Below are 18,946 nucleotides of genomic sequence, written 5' to 3' on the forward strand. Positions count from 1 at the left end.
ACAAGCGGTCAGATTATGTCAAATTTTTGCTACTACAACAGATAAAAATCCTTATTTAACCAAATGCCAAATAAGGATTTATTTACTTTAAATCAATGAGTTATCTAAAATTCATATTGTAAATTAAGTTTAAAATTACGTTTTGGTGAATGAAAACGCTCAATACCTTGATTGTCATTATTACAACCATCTGAACGATTTTCTTTTCTACAAATCATATTTGTTGTACCAAAACTTCTGATAGAACGAGCACTATCCCAAGTCATATAGTCTTTATTAAATAAATTATAAATACCTGCTTGAATAGTCATTCCTTTAAGTGGTTTATAAAAACCGATTAAATCAAAAATATTATATGAACGGCTTCTCGGTTCAACAAAAGGACTATTACCTTCTTTATGGTAGGAATGATAAGTATCTTTGGATTTTTTAGCTGCACTGTGCGTAAAATACAAATCAACACCATAGCTTTCTTGAGATGAAATATAACCTAAACTAACCACGTGTTTACTTGGTTGAATAGCATTCATTGGGTAATAACCTGTTTCTGTTTTTACAATATTTTTACCATACTCACCAGCTTCAAAAGTATGTTTAGTACCACTAATTTTTCCTTTTTGATAAGTATATTTATACCCAAAACTCACACCTGTTAATGTGGGACTGAAATCACCTAAAGCCAATTTAGTGGTTATATCAATACCAGTTACTTTAGCACTTTGTTGATTAATATTTTGATAAATATTTTTATCAATACCGGTAATTTGAGCTTCATATACACCTTGATTTTGTAAAGTTAGAAAATCTTTATAATCTGTTCTAAAGCCATTTAATGTAATATAACTACGATCTTTATACAAAGTGAATGCTAATTCTTTCGTTTCAGCAGTTTCTGGTTTTAAGCGTAAATTGGGGCGAATATTAAAACTTGGGTGTGCAAAAGTAAAATACATTTCCTCTGGAGTAGGTGCTCTAAATCCTTTCGAAAATTTTGCTTGTACACGTAAATAATCTGTGGGATCTATTGTCGTACCTAAGGCATAGCTATGATTCTTAAAAGATTGTTTTTGAGCTGTCATATACTCTTTAGTCGCTTTCTTATTTTCCTCAATTTTAGGCATCATACTTTCATAATAATCCTTATACTTATTCTGAAAAACCATATTTTCAGCCCAAGATTTACTTCTATCCCAAACAGGTTTCTTTTTCAAATCAAGTTGATAATGAGCATTAAAAAACATTCCTAATGGAATATCTGGTGATTTACCTTGTTTATAAGTGGGTTTATAAGAAACTTTATCATAACGATAACTGCCATCAAAACTTAACCAATCATTTACTCGAATATTATCTTTAAAATATAATGCCCCATTTGTTACTTGCACTGGAATTAAAAATGAAGTCACCTCATTTTGACGATAACAATTTGGTGAACCTTTTTCTCCCCAACCATTTAAAGAACAAAGAGGAGTACCATCTTCATCAATCTTATCAAAATAACTGTTTAACGCCCACCATTTCACATCAACTAATCGCTGACCTGAATAATTTACCATTGATTTATCCGTCTTAGATAAGTGTCCACCATAAGCAAACAAATGCTCTGTTGCTTTAATATTTACCGCTTTTTCAAAATCAACATTCACTTGTTTTGTATAAGTATTTAACCTTCTATCTTTCCAGTCTGCCCCAATATAACCTCGTGATGGTAATATCAAGTTATAATCAGGTGAGGGTTTATTCTCCCAACTATTATTTTTAGAATAATATTGCTGTTGCATCATTTTTATACGTTTATAGTGAGCCTGAGCTTGTTTGATATCCTCAACCGCAAATTGAGTTTTAACTCTTATTTTATCACCCTTATTCCAACCCTGTTGTACTGTATTATCATCATCAACTTTACTGTGAGGTTTATTTAAATCAAGATCAAAATAGTGTCGTTCGTTAACAAAGGCATCTTCTTCATTGATATGGTAGTATCTCAGCTTACTATTACAGTCAAATTTCGAACAATCTAGTAAAATATCCTCACCTTTGTGTTCTTTATTATATAGATACCAATGATCACTTTGATTATTTCGGGTATTAAATCTACCTTCTAACGGATAATCATACTCTTCCCCCTTCGCGTTAACTAATGCCAAAGTTGTTTCAGTTTCGTCTTTTACATAGTTTGGTTCTATATAACTACCTGCATTTTTCCACTGTGGTACCCGCTTAATATTGAAAGAATTTCCTTCTTTATCAACGACTTTTCCCTCTTTTAATTGAATGTTCAGTGGATTAGCTGTCCGACTACAATCGTCTTTACCCACACAATAAATATCTGTTTGCGCCCTTTGAATAATTTTCTGATTTGATACTGTGACTTTTGCACTATCCCAAAATAGATTAGCGTCATAATTTTCATAGGCAAAAGCAAGATTTCGGCGATGACTACTATCATTGGTATGACGAGTATCACTGCTATAATTCATTGTATAAGACCAATCGTGCCCTTTTGATGTCTTGTTACCATCGTCTAACATCAGCGTAAAGCGATTGAAGTCATTGAGATTATAGCCAAGTTTAATTAGTGTATTATATTTTTTGATATGATAAGGATCTGCTTTTTGTCTTGACTTACCTTGAACCTTATCTGAAAACTTATTATAGTCGAAGTTTTCTAAATTTGTTCCTTTCCTATCAGTACGAATAATTAACGCATCAAAATTGTTATAACGTCCTGCCAATGTATGTGAAAACATATCTTGATTATTTGCAGAGGCATACCCTGTTTTAAATTTGTAGTAAAAATCTTTATTCACTAAAAAGTCTCTTGCATCTTTAGTTTGAAAAATAACAGAACCACCTAATGCACCACTTCCTACTTTAGTAGAATCGGCACCTTTAACAAGGCTAACTTCTTTAATATTTTCAATTTCTACCCCATTACGAGTATTATTAAAATTCCCATAACCCTCAAATAACTCCTTAAAACCCTGTGAAGAAAAATTTTCTGCCTGCTGTAAACCATCAATGGTAATATTGACTCGATTTTCATCTACCCCACGTATTGCATAACCACTTTCCCCCATACGCCCTTTTTCCACAACAGTAATACCCGTTTCATATTTCACTAAATCACGAATATCTGAAATTTGCTGTTTTTCAAGAATTTTAGCTGTTTTGATAGTTTCAGCAATATTCTTAGTTTGGATATTACTAAGAGAATCTACTACCTCAATAGTATTTAAATGGATATCTTGAGCCATTACATTGGCAATAGAGAAAGGGAAGAAAGAACAACAAAATAACTTAGCTAGTCGTTTACTCTTTTGAACAGAACCGCTTCCTTGCAGCATAAATTTACCTCGTATAAATTAAAAAATGCAAACAAGAACTGATTACATTAACATTAATATAACTGAATTTATACTGAATACCAATTTATATCTATATTGTATTTATAGAAGAGTATTTGACTGCAAGAAAAATAGGCAAAAATTGCTGAATATTTAATGCTTTATACTAAAGAATAAAAACAAGCGGTCACATTCTTTAAACTTTTTGCAAATTTTATCTATAAATCAGCTCATACTAAATTTACTTTAAAAAAATCATTAAAAATACACCTGACATTTTCAATGATTTATGCTATTTTCATTCCAATTTTTAATTGAAAGGAATACCTATAATGTCAGTTACATTAACAACTAAACAAAAACAATATTTGAAAAGCCTCGCTCATCACCTTAGCCCTGTTGTGATGCTAGGTGGAAATGGATTAACAGAAGGCGTTTTAGCCGAAATTGAAAATGCACTTAGCCACCACGAATTGATTAAAGTGAAAGTCGCAGGAGCTGATCGTGATACCAAAAAATTGATTATTGATGCAATTGTTCGTGAAACTAAAGCAACAAATGTGCAAACTATTGGACACATTTTAGTGTTATATCGTGAAAGTGATGATAAAAAAATCACGTTACCAAAAGCAAAAAAATCAGTTTAATACCTCTCCTCCTCTGTAATCGGTAAATAAACATAGAGGAGGAAAGGTTAATATAAGTTTGTTATTAAAGAATTAACTATGTCCTATTCATTTCAACCTACTGAAATTTCAACACTTTCTCCCACACTATTATGGCAATGGTTTGATAAAATCTGTGCTATTCCTCATCCTTCTTACTATGAAGAACAATTAGCTTGTTTCATTGTAGATTGGGCAAAATCTCAATCCCTTTTTGTTGAGCGTGATGAAGTGGGCAATATTCTTATTCGTAAGCCTGCTACCAAGGGAATGAAAAATCGACAAACTGTCACTATACAAGCCCATCTTGATATGGTGCCACAGGCTAACGATGGTATTAAACATAACTTTGTGACAGATCCTATTCAACCTTATATTAATGGCGAATGGGTAACTGCAAAAGAGACAACACTCGGTGCTGATAATGGTATTGGTATGGCATCTTGTTTGGCTTTATTGGAAAGTAATGATATTGAACATCCTGTTTTAGAGGTTTTATTGACAGTTGAGGAAGAAACCTCAATGAAAGGGGCAATGATGTTGCGTCCAAATTGGTTGCAAGGGGATATCTTAATTAATACCGATACTGAAGATAATGGAGAGATTTATATTGGTTGTGCACAAGGGACAAATGTTAGCTTTGATATGCCAATCGAACGAGAAAAAAATCAGTTTGATGATGCAATCCAAATTACCATTAAAGGACTACTAGGCGGACATTCTGGATTTGATATCCACAAGGGCAGAGTCAGTGCGATTAAATTAATGGCACGGGTTTTAATGGAGTTAAAACAAGAGGTTGAGTTTCAACTCATTGATATTAAAGGGGGAAATGTTCACAATGCCATTCCAAGAGAGGCGGTTACTTCTATTGCATTTTTTGCAAAAAACTCCCTAAATGTGACCGCTTGTATTCAGCAAATTGAAAAAAATTTACAAAAAACACTCTCTATTACAGAACCTCATTTAACTTTTTTAATTGAGAAAATTGAGCCTGCTGATGATATATTTACTGAAAATACGACACATAAAGTGATTAATACCTTAAATATATTACCAGATGGGTTAATTCGTAAAAGTGACCAATTTGAGAGTGTGACAGAAACTTCTCTCAGTACTGGTGTTTTGAAAACAGAACAAAATCATCTTTCTGCAATTATTTTAATTCGTTCTTTATTTGAAGAAGGAAAAAATGAAGTTAAAGGAAAGCTAAATGCATTAGCCGAATTAACAGGGGCAAGTCTTAATTATTTTGGTGATTATGCAGGTTGGACACCTGATCTGGATTCAAAAATTACTCAAATTACTCAACAGGTATATGATGAGCTATTAGGTTATGAAACTAAAATCAAGGTGGTTCACGCAGGTTTTGAGTGTGGTTTTTTGAAACAGGTTTATCCAAATCTTGATATGGTTTCTATTGGTCCAACAATTCGTCATCCTCATTCTCCTGATGAAAAAGTACATATTCTAGCAGTTGCAACTTATTGGGAATTATTAGTACGGTTATTAAAAAATATTCCTATCAAATAAATTGGTATAGTGGCTTGATATACCTTACTAATACAATGAATTTAAAGATATTCAATCCACTTAATTTCTCAGCGTAGAAAAACTGAACCATCCAATGATGTTTTACCTAAAACTTAGTCAAGAAAAATTAGATTTATTTCTGTAAAAAATTCATAAAAAAATCTGCACCCAATTGAGTGCAGATTAATTTTAATTAACAATTAAATTAAAACGTTCCTTTTAACTGTAACGATGTTCCCCAGCCATTGTAACCAAAAGCAGTTCGTTCATAATAAGGCATAAAACTCACTGAAAGAGCAGGGTTGATATTATAGCTTAACCCTGTTTGTACTCGTCCACGTGTTTTAGTGATTTTGGCTGTCTTGCTAAATCCTCCCACAAAAGGCATTGAAACTGTATAGGTTGGGTTATCTCCTGTTAATTGCTGCTCTACTTCCGCACTGGCTAATAAACTTAGTTTATGTGTTAATGGCAATCTGCCTTCAACCCCTAATGCCAAAGCAGTATCTGTATAGTTAATTTTTTCAAAACTCGCCGCAAATTCAGCATTCTTTTCTACATAAGCATCACGAGTAATGTGGTTATAACGCAATGAACTATAAACCGATATTTTGCCAAAATCATATCCAGTTGTGAAAGAAAATGCAGAACCTTTCATTGTGGTTTTGTTACTTCCCTCTTCTGTATTTGGCAATAATGGGCGTTTCACTTTTACTCTGTCTCTTTGCCACGCTGCTGCTGTTTCAATAAACCAATGATTATTTTTCCAGTTAGCAAACAGCCCTAATCCTGTATTTCCGTCTGTTTTATAACTTTCTGGTAATTGGCGTGATAAACTTTTATCAAAGTTAATTCCTGCTGTTATGCCCTTTCCAAAACCATAAGATAAACCCAACCCAACACTGGCTGTTTTATTACCTTTTTGACCTGCTACATCTTGACGAATGCTGTAACCTATTTTACCTTTTTTAAAATAGCGACTTTGTTGTAAGCGTTGTAAGATATGCGTTTGTAAAGAAGTGACACCAAGTGCATCATTACCCAAATACACCATACTTAATTTGGTGTGTTCAATATCTATTTTTGTTAGATTATTTATGTTTTTCACTTTCCAAACGGTTGCTCTAGAAACACCATTCTCATCTTCAGCAGTCCCTCCCGCAAAACGGCCATCACGACTTAAAGCAGTAACGCTAGAATTTCCACTATTATCCGCTTTTAATGTGCCTAAGTCAGTTTTGGTTGTCCAATTTGGTCCTGACCAAAGGGTGGCTCTCTTTTCATTATTATCATTTGGAGCCCTGCCTCCAGCAATAGTACCATCATCATTTAAAGCCCAAACCCAAGCTCCTCCAATATTATCGGCTTTTAATGTACCTAAGTCAGTTTTGGTAGTCCAATTCGGTCCTGACCAAAGGATGGCTCTCTTTTCATTATTATCATTTAGAGCCGCTCCACCTACAACCATACCATCACCAATCAAAGTACTTACCCAAGATTCTCCACTATTATCGGTTTTTAATGTGCCTAAGTCCGTTTTTGTACCCCAACTTGGTCCCGACCAAACAATGCCTCTTTCTTTATTATTATCATTGAAAGCAGAACCCGCTATAATAGTACCATCACGACTTAAACCAGTGGCACCTGAGTATCCTCTATTATCTCTTTTTAATGTTCCTAAATCTGTTTTTGTTGCCCAGTTTGGTCCTGACCAAACGATCGCCCTAAATTTATTCTCACCATCTTTTTTAGTATCCCCCACCGCAATAGTACCATCACTGCTTAAGCCCGCAACATCAGAAATTCCCGTATTATCTGCTCTTAATGAACCTAACTCTGTTTTAGTTGCCCAATTTGGACCTGACCAAATGATGCCTCGCCCTCTAGGATCTCGTTCATTATCATTCTTCGCAACACCCGTCGCAACAGTGCCATCATCATTTAAATAGTGGACTTTAGATAATCCACTATTATCTGGGTTAAATGTCCCTAATTTAGTTTGTTTTGTCCAATTTGGACCTGATAAAATAAAGGATTTTAAAAGCCTAGTACTAGAGTTATAAACCGTAACCCCCACAACAGTGTTATCACCACTAAAACAATCAACCTTAGACCTTCCAGCTAGATTCACTCCTAAATTTATTTTTTGAGCAATAATAGGTTGAGCATCTGCAAAAGCTGGTGAAAAGAAAAAAGGATTTAAAGAGAAAAGCACAAAGGAACTAAGATAGGCAAATTTTAGCTTTGTTTGTTTGTTTGTTTGTTTGTTTATTTGTTTGTTTGTTTATTTGTTTGTTTGTTTGTTTGTTTGTTTGTTTGTTTGTTTGTTTGTTTGTTTGTTTGTTTAGAGTATTCATTGCAAGTTTCCTTATAGCAAGAAGAAAAAAATAAAAAAAACTAGTTAAAATTCAATCTAACTGTTTACATTATATCGCCTTATGACTCAAAAAAGAAACAGAAATTTACAAAATAAGGAATTGAATTTTGTAAATTTTCGATTTAATCTACCCGCTAGATTTATACCCATAATATTTTGTAAAAATTTTTATTAGGTTTTAAGTGCTATCTTGTTCTAATTAAATTCTTATATAAACTTCATAAGTGTACCTGTACTATTTATTGTGTTACTTGTTTTTCAACTGTTGACGCTTTAATCTTAGTTACTACTAAAACAATAATAAATACGACTGCTTGCAATAAGACAATACAAGGACCTGTTGCACCATCAATATGAAAACTAATAATAGTACCAAAAATACTGGTAATTACTGAAACAAAAATCGCAATTACCATCATTACATCAAAACGTTTTGAAATAGTATAACCAATAATACCTGGAGAAATAAGCATTGCAACAACAAGGATAACGCCAACTACGTGCATTGCAGATATAATACTGAACGCTAATAAACTAAGTAATCCATAATGTAATATTTTGGGTGACAATCCTACTACACGTACGTAGTTTGGATCAAAACAATAAAGTAAAAAATCTTTTCTTTTGATATACATAATGATAAAAACAACACCGCTAATGATTAAAGTTTCAATCATTTCTTCATAACTAATACCAAGTAAATGCCCAAAAAGAATATGAGTAAGATGTTGTGATGTTTTTATTTTACTAAACATTACTAAACCCAATCCAAACATTCCTGCAAAAACAATCCCCATCGCCGTATCTTCCTTTATTCGACTATGGTCTTTGATATAACCAATAGCTGTTGTACAGGCAATACCAGAGAGAAAAGCACCCAAAAAAATAGGAAGTCCTAAAAATGCGGCGAGTACAATACCTGGTAATACCGCATGAGAGATCGCATCTCCCATTAGAGACCAACCTTTCAAAACAAGATAGCAAGATAAAATAGCACAAACTACAGAAACACCAATTGCCGTAAATAATGCTTTTTGCATAAAATAATACTCGAATGGGTCAGAAAACCAACTGATAATACTATTCATTCGTTAACTCCAATTTAAGTTTTTTATGTTTTGCAAAATAACCGTGCTTTGGTGCAAAATAGAAAGCAAGTAAAAATAAGAATGCTTGGAATACGACAATAAGTCCACCTGTTGTAACATTTAAGTGATAACTTAAATAAGCCCCTGTGGCACTCGTTATAACACCTAATATCGTTGAGATAATTAACATTTTTTTAAAGCTATCTGTCAATAAATAAGCCGTTGCTCCTGGTGTAATAACCATTGAAATAACAAGAATAGCTCCTACTGTTTGCAGAGCAACAACAACACAAGCACTCAATAGAGTAAAAAATAATACTTTATAATAAATGGGTTTTAAACCAGATGAAATGGCTTGAGTTTCATCAAAAAACACTAATAATAAATCTTTCCAGAAAAGTAATAAGAAAATTAGGCTAATCACAATTACAATTGCCATTTGAATCGCATTCTCTTCTGTAATTGCTAGAATATTACCTAATATAATTTCCTGTACATTGACCGCTGTTGGATTCATTGAAACAATCAATAACCCAAGAGCTAGAAAAGTAGTAAAAATAAAACCAATAACTGCTTCTTCTTTCAATTTACTGATTGATTTTATCCATAAAATAGTAACAGTCGCTAAGAAACCCGCAATAAAAGCACCTACTGCATAGGGAAATCCTAGTGCATAAGCAATTGCAACACCAGGTACCACTGCATGTGAAAGAGCATCTCCAATTAATGACCACCCTTTCAGAATTAAATAAGAAGAGAGAAAGGCACATATTCCTCCTGCTGCGGCACTAAGAGAAATTGCTTTGACCATAAATTCATAACTAAAAGGCTCTAATAAGAACTCCAACATATTATTACCTCTTATTTATTCATTTATAGATGATTGACTAATAGTTTGTCCCTGTTCTTGAAAAGAACGCAACGAACCACCAAAAGCTTTTTTAATGTTTTCTTCAACAAAAGTCGTTTTTATATCACCCACAGCAATTACGGTACGATCTATCATTATAGTATGATCACAATAATAAGGAACACTTTCTAAATTATGCGTAGACACAAGAATTAACGCGCCTTCTTCACGAAGTTCACTTAATAACTGCATAATAGTATTTTCAGTATTAATATCAACGCCAGTAAAAGGCTCATCTAATAAAATAATTCTGCTTTGTTGTGCTAACGCTCGAGATAAAAAAACACGTTTCTTTTGTCCTCCAGAAAGTTCTCCGATTTGACGTTGTGCAAGATGTTCAATACCTAAACGCTCCATTGCTTGCTGCACAATCCGTTTATCTTCCTTAGAAGGAATACGTAAGAAATTCATATAACCGTAACGGCCCTGCAGAACAACATCATAAACAGAAATAGGGAATTGCCAATCAATTTCTTCTGTCTGTGGTACATAAGCAATTAAATTTTGTTTTAATGCTTGGTTAATGGGTAAGCCGCATAATTTTATTTGCCCTTTTTGAGGATTGACTAATCCCATAATACTTTTAAATAAAGTTGATTTACCACTACCATTTGTACCGACTAATGCACAAGTTGTTCCTCCCTCTAATTGAAAAGAAACATCGTAAATAGCAGTATGCCCATTATTATAACGAACGGTTACATCTTTAGCACAGATAGAGGGAAGAGCTTTTTTCATATTATTTTTCAAATCCTTTAGCGATAGTTGATACAGTTACTTTTAATAGATCAAGATAAGTAGGTGTAGGACCATCTTTTGCTGATAATGAATCTACATAAAGTACCCCGCCATATTTAGCACCAGCTTCTTTAGCTACTTGTTTTGCACTTGCACCCTGATCATTATTGGTACTTTCACTAAATACCACAGGGATTTTATTTGCTCTTACTTGGTTAATAAGCGACGACACTTGTTTTGGAGATCCCATTTCATCCGCATTAATTGGCCAAATGTAAGCTTCTTTAAAGCCATAATCTCTTGTTAAATAACTAAATGCACCTTCAGCAGTGACTAACCAACGTTGTTCTGTTGGTACTTTTGATAATTTTGCACGTAATGGTGCATCTAAGTCTCTAATTTGTTGAATATATTTTTTTGCATTTACTTTATACGTTTCCGCATTTTCAGGATCGTATTTAATAAATGCATCTCTAATATTATTCACATAGATTTCAGCATTTGTTGGAGACATCCAAGCATGTGGATTTGGTTTCCCTTCATAACTCCCCTCAAGAATTGGCATTGGTACAATGCCTTTTGTTACTTCTACTGAAGGGATATCTTTATAATCTCTATAAAATTTCTTAAACCATAATTCAAGGTTCATCCCATTGAATAAGATCAAATCAGAACCATGAACTCTTTTCAAATCATCTGGTGTTGTTTCATATTCATGAATTTCAGCACCTGGCACAGTGATAGAGACAACATCTGCCGCATCACCTGCTACATTTTGAGCAATATCTTGAATAACCGTAAAAGTCGTTGCGACTTTAAATTTAGTATGGTTATGAGCTTGAGCTAATGGACTAAATAATCCTCCAATTAGTAAGCTAGTTAAAAGCAATTTATTAGTTTTCATCTTTTTTCCTACGATAATAAAATAAATGTTGTGTAAATTTATCCTTAATGCAAATGATTGTCAATAGAAAACTCCAATATTTAGATAAAAATTGATCGATATTAGAAATAATAATACTGTTATAAAAAGAAAGGTTAAAAATGACAAACGATGTAGCTATATGGTTATTGTAAAATATGAACCCTAATTTTCGGGTTCATATCATTTGATAACAAGAATAAAAGATTATTTCCAGCCTTTAACAACACCATCTTTAAAGAATTCACGTGCTTTTTTATACACTTCTTCAGTTTGGTATGCTTTTACGAAATCTTGCACTGCTTGACTATTTTGGTTATCAGTACGGGCAACCACAAGGTTGACGTAAGGTGAATCTTTACCTTCAACAAACACGCCGTGATCTTGTGCGTTTAAGCCGATTTGTGTTGCATAACCACTATTGATAATACCAACATCTACATCATCTAATGCACGAGCCGCCAAAGACGCATCCACTTCTTTAATTTGTAAATGTTTAGGGTTTTCAACAATATCGTTTGATGTTGAAAATAAATTGGTATTATCTTTTAATTTAATCAAGCCTTGCTTTTCTAATAAAATCAACGCACGAGCTAAATTACTTGGATCGTTTGGTACAGTAATTACGGCTCTTTCTTTTAATTCATCAAGAGTTTTAATTTTTTTAGAATAACCCGCTAATGGATAAACAAAAGTGTTCCCTACTGCCACTAAATTATCTAATCCTTTTTCTTTAGAATCTTTATCTAAATAAGGCTTATGTTGAAAGGCATTTGCATCCAAGTCACCCTTAGAAGTTGCCGTATTTGGTAGTGCGTAATCATTAAATAATACAAATTCTACCTCTAAATTGTATTTTTCTTTAGCAACTTTAGCAGCGACTTCTGCCACTTCGTGCTCAGGACCTGACATTACTCCTACTTTAATCTTATTTGCTTGTTCTTGGGCTGGCTGTGATGCTTTCTCATCATTACACGCCGTTAATGCAAAAACTGATACTAATGCTGTTAAACCTAAAATTTTTGAAATTTTCATAATTTCATTTCTCCTCGTGATATTTTATGTTGTGTTTGTATTTATATTATCGATGATCAACTTTTTCTGCTAAGCGATCCCCTAATTTTTGACTAATCATTACGATTAACACGATAATGATTGTTGCCAACCATTTTACGTAGATCATATTTCTATGCTCTCCGTAGCTGATAGCAAGGTTACCTAAACCTCCACCACCAACAACCCCAGCCATTGCAGAATAACCAATAAGTGAAACTAAAGTTAAAGTAACACCATTGATAAGGCTAGGTAATGACTCTGACAGATAGAATTTTGTTACTACCTGCCAATTTGTTGCTCCCATTGATTTTGCTGCTTCAGTTAATCCTGCTGGAACTTCTAACAATGAATTAGCAGTTAAACGAGCAAAAAATGGAATTGCAGCCACGCTAAGTGGCACTATTGCTGCTGTTGTTCCAAGCGTTGTATGTACAATCCAACGCGTGAAAGGCAATAATACAACAAGCAAAATAATAAATGGAATTGAACGCCCTACATTAATAATGACATCAAGTATTCTGTTAAACGTCAAATTTTCCAAAATTTGGTTTTTACTGGTTAAAAAAGCGAAAAAACCAAGAGGTAACCCAACAATAATTGCAATAAATGTTGAAGCAAAGCCCATATAAATCGTTTCTAAGGTTGAGCTACCTACCAACGCCCACATTTTGGGTGTAAGTTCATTTAAAAAATCATTCCACATAGCCTAGCACCTCAACTTTTACATTATGTTCTCTTAAAAATTCCTTGGCTTGTAAAATTTTCTCGTGTTTTCCTACGACTTCAGCAATTACAAAACCAAATTTTACTCCACCTGCATAATCAATTTGTGACATTAAAATACTAAAATCAATGCCAAATTGTTTTGATACTTGTGATAATAACGGAGCATCAACAGATTTTCCTGTAAATTCAAAACGAATAATCGGCTCTGATTTATCATCTGGATTTAGGTGTAATCTATCAATATATTCTTGTGGCAACTCATTATGAAAAGTTGATGCAATAAAACGTTTTGCCAATGCTGTTTTAGGATTTGAAAACATTTCACTAACAGTACCCGTTTCAATTAATTGCCCTTTATCAATCACTGCAACTTGATCACAAATACGTTTTACGACTTCCATTTCGTGGGTAATCAATAAAATAGTTAAACCTAAACGGCTATTGATCTCTTTTAATAGCGCTAAAATAGATTGTGTTGTTGCAGGATCTAAAGCACTGGTTGCTTCATCACATAATAATACTTCTGGGTTATTCGCTAATGCACGAGCGATTGCTACACGCTGTTTTTGCCCACCAGATAAATTGCTTGGGTAAGCATTTTTTTTATCTGCTAATCCCACCAATTCTAACAGATCATTGACTTTATCTTTAATTTGATTTTTAGAAAAATGACTTAATTCCAAAGGCAATGCCACATTATCAAATACTGTGCGAGATGAAAGTAAATTAAAATGTTGAAAAATCATTGCTATTTTACGACGAGCAAGAATAAGATCTTTTTCTTTTAATTCTGTCAATTCTCTATTTCCAACAAATATTTGCCCACTTGTTGGACGCTCAAGTAAATTCACACAACGAATTAACGTACTCTTCCCTGCTCCAGATGAACCAATCACACCATAAATTGTACCTTGTGGCACCTCTAGAGTAACATTATCTAAAGCTTTAAGAATTTTTCCCTTTACGTTAAATTCTTTGCTTATATTTTTCAGCTTTATCATAATTTTTATGTATCCCTAAAAACAAATCAATGAATAGCATTCTAGACGTCTAGAATGCTATGTCAAGAAAAAATTTTTATTTTCTATAAAAAATTTATACTTTAATTATGCTAGACTTTCACTATTAAGTATTCAGATATAAGCATAGAAAAGTAATTTTACCATAGGAAAAATAATGACAAATATAAGACACTACAACCAACGATACATTAACTGGGTGTTACGTTTAGGGCGTGTAAAATCTGCACTGCTTGGTTTTTTTGTATTAGCTACTTCGGCTATTTTTGTACAATGTTTACTGAGTATGATCTTTACAGGATATATCAACCCCAAAGATATTTTACGTTCCATTATTTTTGGATTAATTTCAGCCCCTTTTGTCCTTTATTTTTTCAATTTAATAGTGGAACGCCTTGAAAAATCTCGAATTAAACTCGAACGCTCTTTTCACGATCTTTCTATTTATAAAGAAATTATTGAGAAAAATAATCAACATAAAACTGAACTAATGGCAACCATTAGCCACGAATTGCGTACCCCTTTAAATGGCATTATTGGATTAAGTCGTATTTTGTTAGAGACTAACCTCACAAAACAGCAACACGATTATTTACAAACTATTAATATTAGTGCTATTTCATTAGGTCATATTTTTAGCGATATTATTGACTTAGAAAAAATTGACAGCCAACGTATTGAATTATATCCAACTCAAGTAGCATTCTCAGATATTATTAATAATATAACTCACTTTGCTAAAATTATGGCAGAACAAAAAAAAATAAAATTCCAAATTAGTTATGATGATGATTTACCTGAATTTATTACCGTTGATAACACACGTTTAAGTCAAATTTTATGGAACTTGGTCAATAATGCGGTTAAATTTACCCCACAAAATGGCAATATTCACTTAACCATTTCACGATCTAATAAAAATCAATTTAGTTTTAGTTTAAAAGATAATGGGGTTGGCATTCCAAAAGCAGAGCAAGGTAAAATTTTTACAATGTTCTACCAAGCACAAGGTTGCGATAAAAAAGCACAAGGTAGTGGTATTGGATTAGCGATTTCTAAAACAATTGCCGCCTTAATGGGCGGTAATATTACTATCGAAAGTGAAATTGGGAAAGGCGCGACTTTTATACTGACCATTCAAGCAGAAGAAACAACAATGCAACAAACTCAAAATATTCAACATCATCATTTAAAAGTATTACTGGTAGAAGATATTGAAGTTAATGTCGTCGTTGCTCGTGCCGTATTAGCAAAATTTGGTTGCCAAGTCGATGTCGCAATGTCTGGAGAAGAAACGTATCCATTGATAAAAAATAATTATTACGATCTTATTTTATTAGATATTCAACTACCTGATACCACAGGGTTTGAGATTGCTCAAAAGCTTATTGAAGATTACGAAAATGATAAAATGGATTATTTACCTATTTTAGTCGCCCTTACTGCCAATGTAATGCCGACTAAAGAAGAATATAAACAGAAAGGAATGGACGATGTGTTGCGTAAACCCCTATCTATTGAAGATTTATCCCATTGTTTAAATAAATATTTTGATGATGAATTTTTGCAAAAAGATCAAAAAATCCTACCGCTAAAGAATAAACCTTTAGAACAAAATTTACACTTTGATCCTCAAGTATTACAAGAGTTTTTAGATATTATGGGTAAAGACGCATTAATGAAAAATATTGAACTCTTTGCAGAATTAATGCCAAATTATATTCAAAACTTAACCACTTATTATCAACAGTGGCAGCAAACACACTCTCCTGAAATGCGTAAAGCTACAGCGGAAGAAGCACACAAAATTAAAGGTGCATTATCTTCTGTAGGACTTTCTTCATTACAAAATATCGCCCAGTTAGCTCAAGTTGATAATGGGTCAGAATGGGAAGAAAATATTCAAATATGGATTACTCAACTTAAAAATGAGTGGCTGCAAGATCTAGCGGATGTAAAAAAATGGATTAACGCTCAGTAAATAAACTTAGACAAAACCTTGAATACTATTCTGATTTATTTAAAAAGGTAAGAAGAGCTAGCGGTCACTTGTTTATCATTTTTTGCAAAAATAATTTTTTAAATCAGAGTATAGATTCAATAAAAAAGACCAAGTTCTTTTGAACTTAGTCTTTTATAAATTAAAACTCAAATTATGTGTTGTAATTAAACTCTTTTGAAATCTAAGTGTAATAATTTTGGTTTGGTAGGATGGCGTTGAATTGCTTGAATTTTTACCTTCTCTTCTTTACCAGCCAATTTAAGTGTTAAAACTTCACTATAAAATGAATCATCAAATTGTGCATTGTTTACTTTATCGTGATCTAGTGTGATCGCAACAGCTTCTGCATTACCACCATAAATAATAGCAGGAACTTGATGATTATGACGCAGACGGCGGCTCGCACCCGTACCTTGCGTTGAACGAACTTCAGCTTCAAATGTAAATGACATTTTTTTATTCTCATATAATAAGGAACATTATTGTTCCATTAAAGACAAAAGTAGCAGGCGACCCAACTACTTCCCTAAATTCATCACTGTTTAACATTAGAAAAACAGCAGACCAGCATTATAATGATTTTAAGCAAAAAGAAAGTTTTTATTTTATATCAACGCCATAAAATCCAAGGTAACCACATACTTTTAACGATTGATTCAGGGCAAGATCATACTTTAATTAAAGTATGATCTTGCCCTGTAGAGCTGATAAATTGTTTAATTAATAATATTATAACGACTTGCCAATACAATAAATAAAGTATATATTAACTTGTACTAATTGAAAGCACACAAGGAGATCAGAATGGCTAGAGCAATAAATACAACAAGTGATAGAATATCTATTCGTATTAGTCGTGATGATAAAGAAATACTACAAAAAGCAACATTATTATCTAAAACAACGATTACTGATTTTGTCCTTAAACACGTACTATATAATGCTAAAGAGATTGTCAAAGAACACGAGGAGTCATCACTATCAAAGAATGACTTAGCATTTATAATGGACTTGCTTGATAATCCTCCAGCTCCAAATGAACGTTTAATGAAAGCTGCTAAAACAGCTCAGGATTTATACGATGCCTAAATATATTGAGGAGCCTTTAGATAAAGCTCACAATCGTAAGAACTTTGATTGTGGAAATGAAGAGCTAAATACGTTTCTACGTTGCTATGCTGGTCAATCTCATAAAAAAGGGACAGCTAAAACTTATTTAACCTTAGACAAAGAAACAAAAAAGATTATAGGCTTTTATTCTATTACATTAACATCTATAGAATATAATCAAATACCTAAATCCTTTCAAAAAGGATTAAGTCGTCATCAAGTACCGTTATTCATTCTTGCTCGCTTAGGCGTAGATGTTTCGGAGCAAAATAAAGGTATAGGCGGAGTATTACTTTATAAGGCAATAGAACGTTGCATTAAGGTTTCTGAAGAAGTCGGAGGAATAGGACTTTTAATTGAGGCTAAGGATGATGATGTTGCCAAATGGTATAGTAAATTTGGGGCAATTTCATTGCCTGATAAACCATTGTCTTTAATTTTACCTTTTAGCACTATAAAAAACATCAAATAAAACAACTAATTAAATTTCATACAAAAATACGCTGTAAAGTATATTTTGTTATATATACTTTACAGCGTATTATTCTTTGTCTGCAAGAAACATTTTCTTCAAACTAGATAGAGACTATAAAAATATGAAGTTTTTAACATCATCATCTAAGATCAAACCACTAAAACAGCAATTAAATAAAAATAAAGGAAGCCTTCAATACCATTTATTTATTAAGTATAAAGACAAGAAGTTTACTTCTTATTTAGGAGACGCTTATGCTACTAATATAGTGAAAAAAGGAGACAGAATTCAATATTTACAAAATGATATTGAATCTCTTCTTAATAATCATGATACTGTAGCGAGTTTTTTATTACCATATAAACCAAACACACCTAAGACGAATAGAATTTCTAAATAAACAAGGATCATTTTGGGCGGTAGTTGCTCATGATGCAGTGAAGAAACATAATGATCTAATTGACAAAGCAAGCCAGTTAGGATTTAAAGAACTTCCAAATTTGAATTGGAGACGGGCTTATGTTGCTTATAAAACATCTGATGGAATGAAAGAAATTATCTCTCCAAAATCTATTAGCATAATTATTAATAAACCAAAATAATAAGACTTCGTTGTTGTAGCAAAATATAATTTTAAAGTGCAAATATCATAAAACCTATAAAGTAAGACGAACAAGATTACAGAAGAATATGAGTATAATGCACTTTATCTATATTTAGCTAATAAGAGATAGAGTAACAGTAAGGAAAATTAAGTCTGTTTTGACAGAGACAAATTTTAGGCAATAAAAAAGCACCTTAAGGTGCTATCTTCTTTTTTGAACTGAAAAAATCAAAATGGTGCCCGAGGGCGGACTTGAACCGCCACAGCCCGAAAGCCGAGGGATTTTAAATCCCTTGTGTCTACCGATTTCACCACTCGGGCAATATGTTTAAACAATACGTTTAAATAATGCGAGATATATATAAAAGATCATT

Annotated in this window: 17 protein-coding genes and 1 tRNA gene; 7 read left to right on the top strand and 11 right to left on the bottom strand. The window is 32.8% G+C overall.

From position 1 onward, the window contains the following. Window positions 1-104: 104 nt before the first annotated feature. Window positions 105-3,347, bottom strand: coding sequence for a TonB-dependent receptor domain-containing protein (locus KGI96_RS06365; protein ID WP_211599429.1), 3,243 nt, complete (start codon window positions 3,345-3,347; stop codon window positions 105-107). Between the two features lie 332 nt (window positions 3,348-3,679). On the opposite strand from KGI96_RS06365, the gene yhbY reads away from it, so the two are divergent. Continuing rightward, a complete protein-coding gene (gene yhbY / locus KGI96_RS06370) occupies window positions 3,680-3,994 on the top strand; it encodes a ribosome assembly RNA-binding protein YhbY (RefSeq protein ID WP_211599428.1) in 315 nt (104 codons plus the stop codon). 78 nt (window positions 3,995-4,072) lie between these two features. After that, entirely contained in the window at window positions 4,073-5,545 is a 1,473-nt protein-coding gene (locus KGI96_RS06375) for an aminoacyl-histidine dipeptidase (RefSeq protein ID WP_213156395.1), read from the top strand. A gap of 205 nt (window positions 5,546-5,750) precedes the next feature. On the opposite strand, the gene KGI96_RS06380 is transcribed toward KGI96_RS06375, so the two are convergent. From KGI96_RS06380 to metN, 8 genes are all read right to left on the bottom strand, one after another. Continuing rightward, window positions 5,751-7,760 carry an autotransporter domain-containing protein gene (locus KGI96_RS06380; protein ID WP_213156397.1) on the bottom strand — a complete coding sequence of 670 codons (2,010 nt, stop codon included), beginning with the start codon at window positions 7,758-7,760 and terminating at the stop codon, window positions 5,751-5,753. A 401-nt stretch (window positions 7,761-8,161) separates the two neighbouring features. After that, window positions 8,162-9,010, bottom strand: a complete 849-nt coding sequence (locus KGI96_RS06385; protein WP_211599237.1) for a metal ABC transporter permease — start codon at window positions 9,008-9,010, stop codon at window positions 8,162-8,164. Continuing rightward, on the bottom strand, window positions 9,003-9,860 hold the full coding sequence (locus KGI96_RS06390) for a metal ABC transporter permease (RefSeq protein ID WP_211599238.1): 858 nt from the start codon (window positions 9,858-9,860) through the stop codon (window positions 9,003-9,005). Before KGI96_RS06390 ends, KGI96_RS06385 begins: the two co-directional genes overlap by 8 nt. A 15-nt stretch (window positions 9,861-9,875) precedes the next feature. Continuing rightward, window positions 9,876-10,658 (bottom strand): metal ABC transporter ATP-binding protein, encoded by a 783-nt coding sequence (locus tag KGI96_RS06395; protein WP_211599239.1) that lies wholly within the window; start codon window positions 10,656-10,658, stop codon window positions 9,876-9,878. A gap of 1 nt (window position 10,659) precedes the next feature. Then, window positions 10,660-11,562 carry a metal ABC transporter substrate-binding protein gene (locus KGI96_RS06400; RefSeq protein ID WP_211599240.1) on the bottom strand — a complete coding sequence of 301 codons (903 nt, stop codon included), beginning with the start codon at window positions 11,560-11,562 and terminating at the stop codon, window positions 10,660-10,662. A 225-nt stretch (window positions 11,563-11,787) separates the two neighbouring features. Next, window positions 11,788-12,615: a MetQ/NlpA family lipoprotein gene (locus tag KGI96_RS06405; protein WP_211599241.1), complete on the bottom strand. Its 828-nt coding sequence runs from the start codon at window positions 12,613-12,615 to the stop codon at window positions 11,788-11,790. Window positions 12,616-12,661: 46 nt separating this feature from the next. Further along, window positions 12,662-13,339 (bottom strand): methionine ABC transporter permease, encoded by a 678-nt coding sequence (locus KGI96_RS06410; RefSeq protein ID WP_211599242.1) that lies wholly within the window; start codon window positions 13,337-13,339, stop codon window positions 12,662-12,664. Next, complete coding sequence (gene metN / locus KGI96_RS06415) at window positions 13,329-14,363, bottom strand: methionine ABC transporter ATP-binding protein MetN (RefSeq protein ID WP_211599243.1); 1,035 nt, start codon at window positions 14,361-14,363, stop codon at window positions 13,329-13,331. The genes KGI96_RS06410 and metN overlap by 11 nt, the downstream gene beginning before the upstream one ends. 175 nt (window positions 14,364-14,538) lie before the next feature. On the opposite strand from metN, the gene KGI96_RS06420 reads away from it, so the two are divergent. Beyond that, window positions 14,539-16,362: an ATP-binding protein gene (locus KGI96_RS06420; RefSeq protein WP_211599244.1), complete on the top strand. Its 1,824-nt coding sequence runs from the start codon at window positions 14,539-14,541 to the stop codon at window positions 16,360-16,362. Window positions 16,363-16,547: 185 nt separating this feature from the next. Here KGI96_RS06420 and rplY read toward each other — a convergent pair whose 3' ends face one another. Further along, the gene (gene rplY, locus KGI96_RS06425) at window positions 16,548-16,835 is read right to left on the bottom strand and encodes a 50S ribosomal protein L25 (protein ID WP_211599245.1); all 288 of its coding nucleotides are present in this window, start codon (window positions 16,833-16,835) and stop codon (window positions 16,548-16,550) included. Window positions 16,836-17,187: 352 nt separating this feature from the next. On the opposite strand from rplY, the gene KGI96_RS06430 reads away from it, so the two are divergent. From KGI96_RS06430 to KGI96_RS06445, 4 genes are all read left to right on the top strand, one after another. Further along, on the top strand, window positions 17,188-17,472 hold the full coding sequence (locus tag KGI96_RS06430; RefSeq protein ID WP_211599246.1) for a type II toxin-antitoxin system TacA family antitoxin: 285 nt from the start codon (window positions 17,188-17,190) through the stop codon (window positions 17,470-17,472). Further along, window positions 17,465-17,965, top strand: a complete 501-nt coding sequence (locus tag KGI96_RS06435; RefSeq protein WP_211599247.1) for a GNAT family N-acetyltransferase — start codon at window positions 17,465-17,467, stop codon at window positions 17,963-17,965. Before KGI96_RS06430 ends, KGI96_RS06435 begins: the two co-directional genes overlap by 8 nt. Window positions 17,966-18,089: 124 nt before the next feature. After that, window positions 18,090-18,368, top strand: coding sequence for a hypothetical protein (locus KGI96_RS06440; protein WP_211599248.1), 279 nt, complete (start codon window positions 18,090-18,092; stop codon window positions 18,366-18,368). A gap of 37 nt (window positions 18,369-18,405) precedes the next feature. Continuing rightward, window positions 18,406-18,570 carry a hypothetical protein gene (locus tag KGI96_RS06445; RefSeq protein ID WP_211599249.1) on the top strand — a complete coding sequence of 55 codons (165 nt, stop codon included), beginning with the start codon at window positions 18,406-18,408 and terminating at the stop codon, window positions 18,568-18,570. Window positions 18,571-18,806: 236 nt separating this feature from the next. Here KGI96_RS06445 and KGI96_RS06450 read toward each other — a convergent pair. Next, window positions 18,807-18,893: transfer RNA gene (locus KGI96_RS06450), tRNA-Leu, on the bottom strand. Window positions 18,894-18,946 lie beyond the last annotated feature (53 nt).

It is taken from the genome of Phocoenobacter atlanticus subsp. cyclopteri (genome assembly GCF_018343795.1).
Lineage (GTDB): Bacteria > Pseudomonadota > Gammaproteobacteria > Enterobacterales > Pasteurellaceae > Phocoenobacter > Phocoenobacter atlanticus.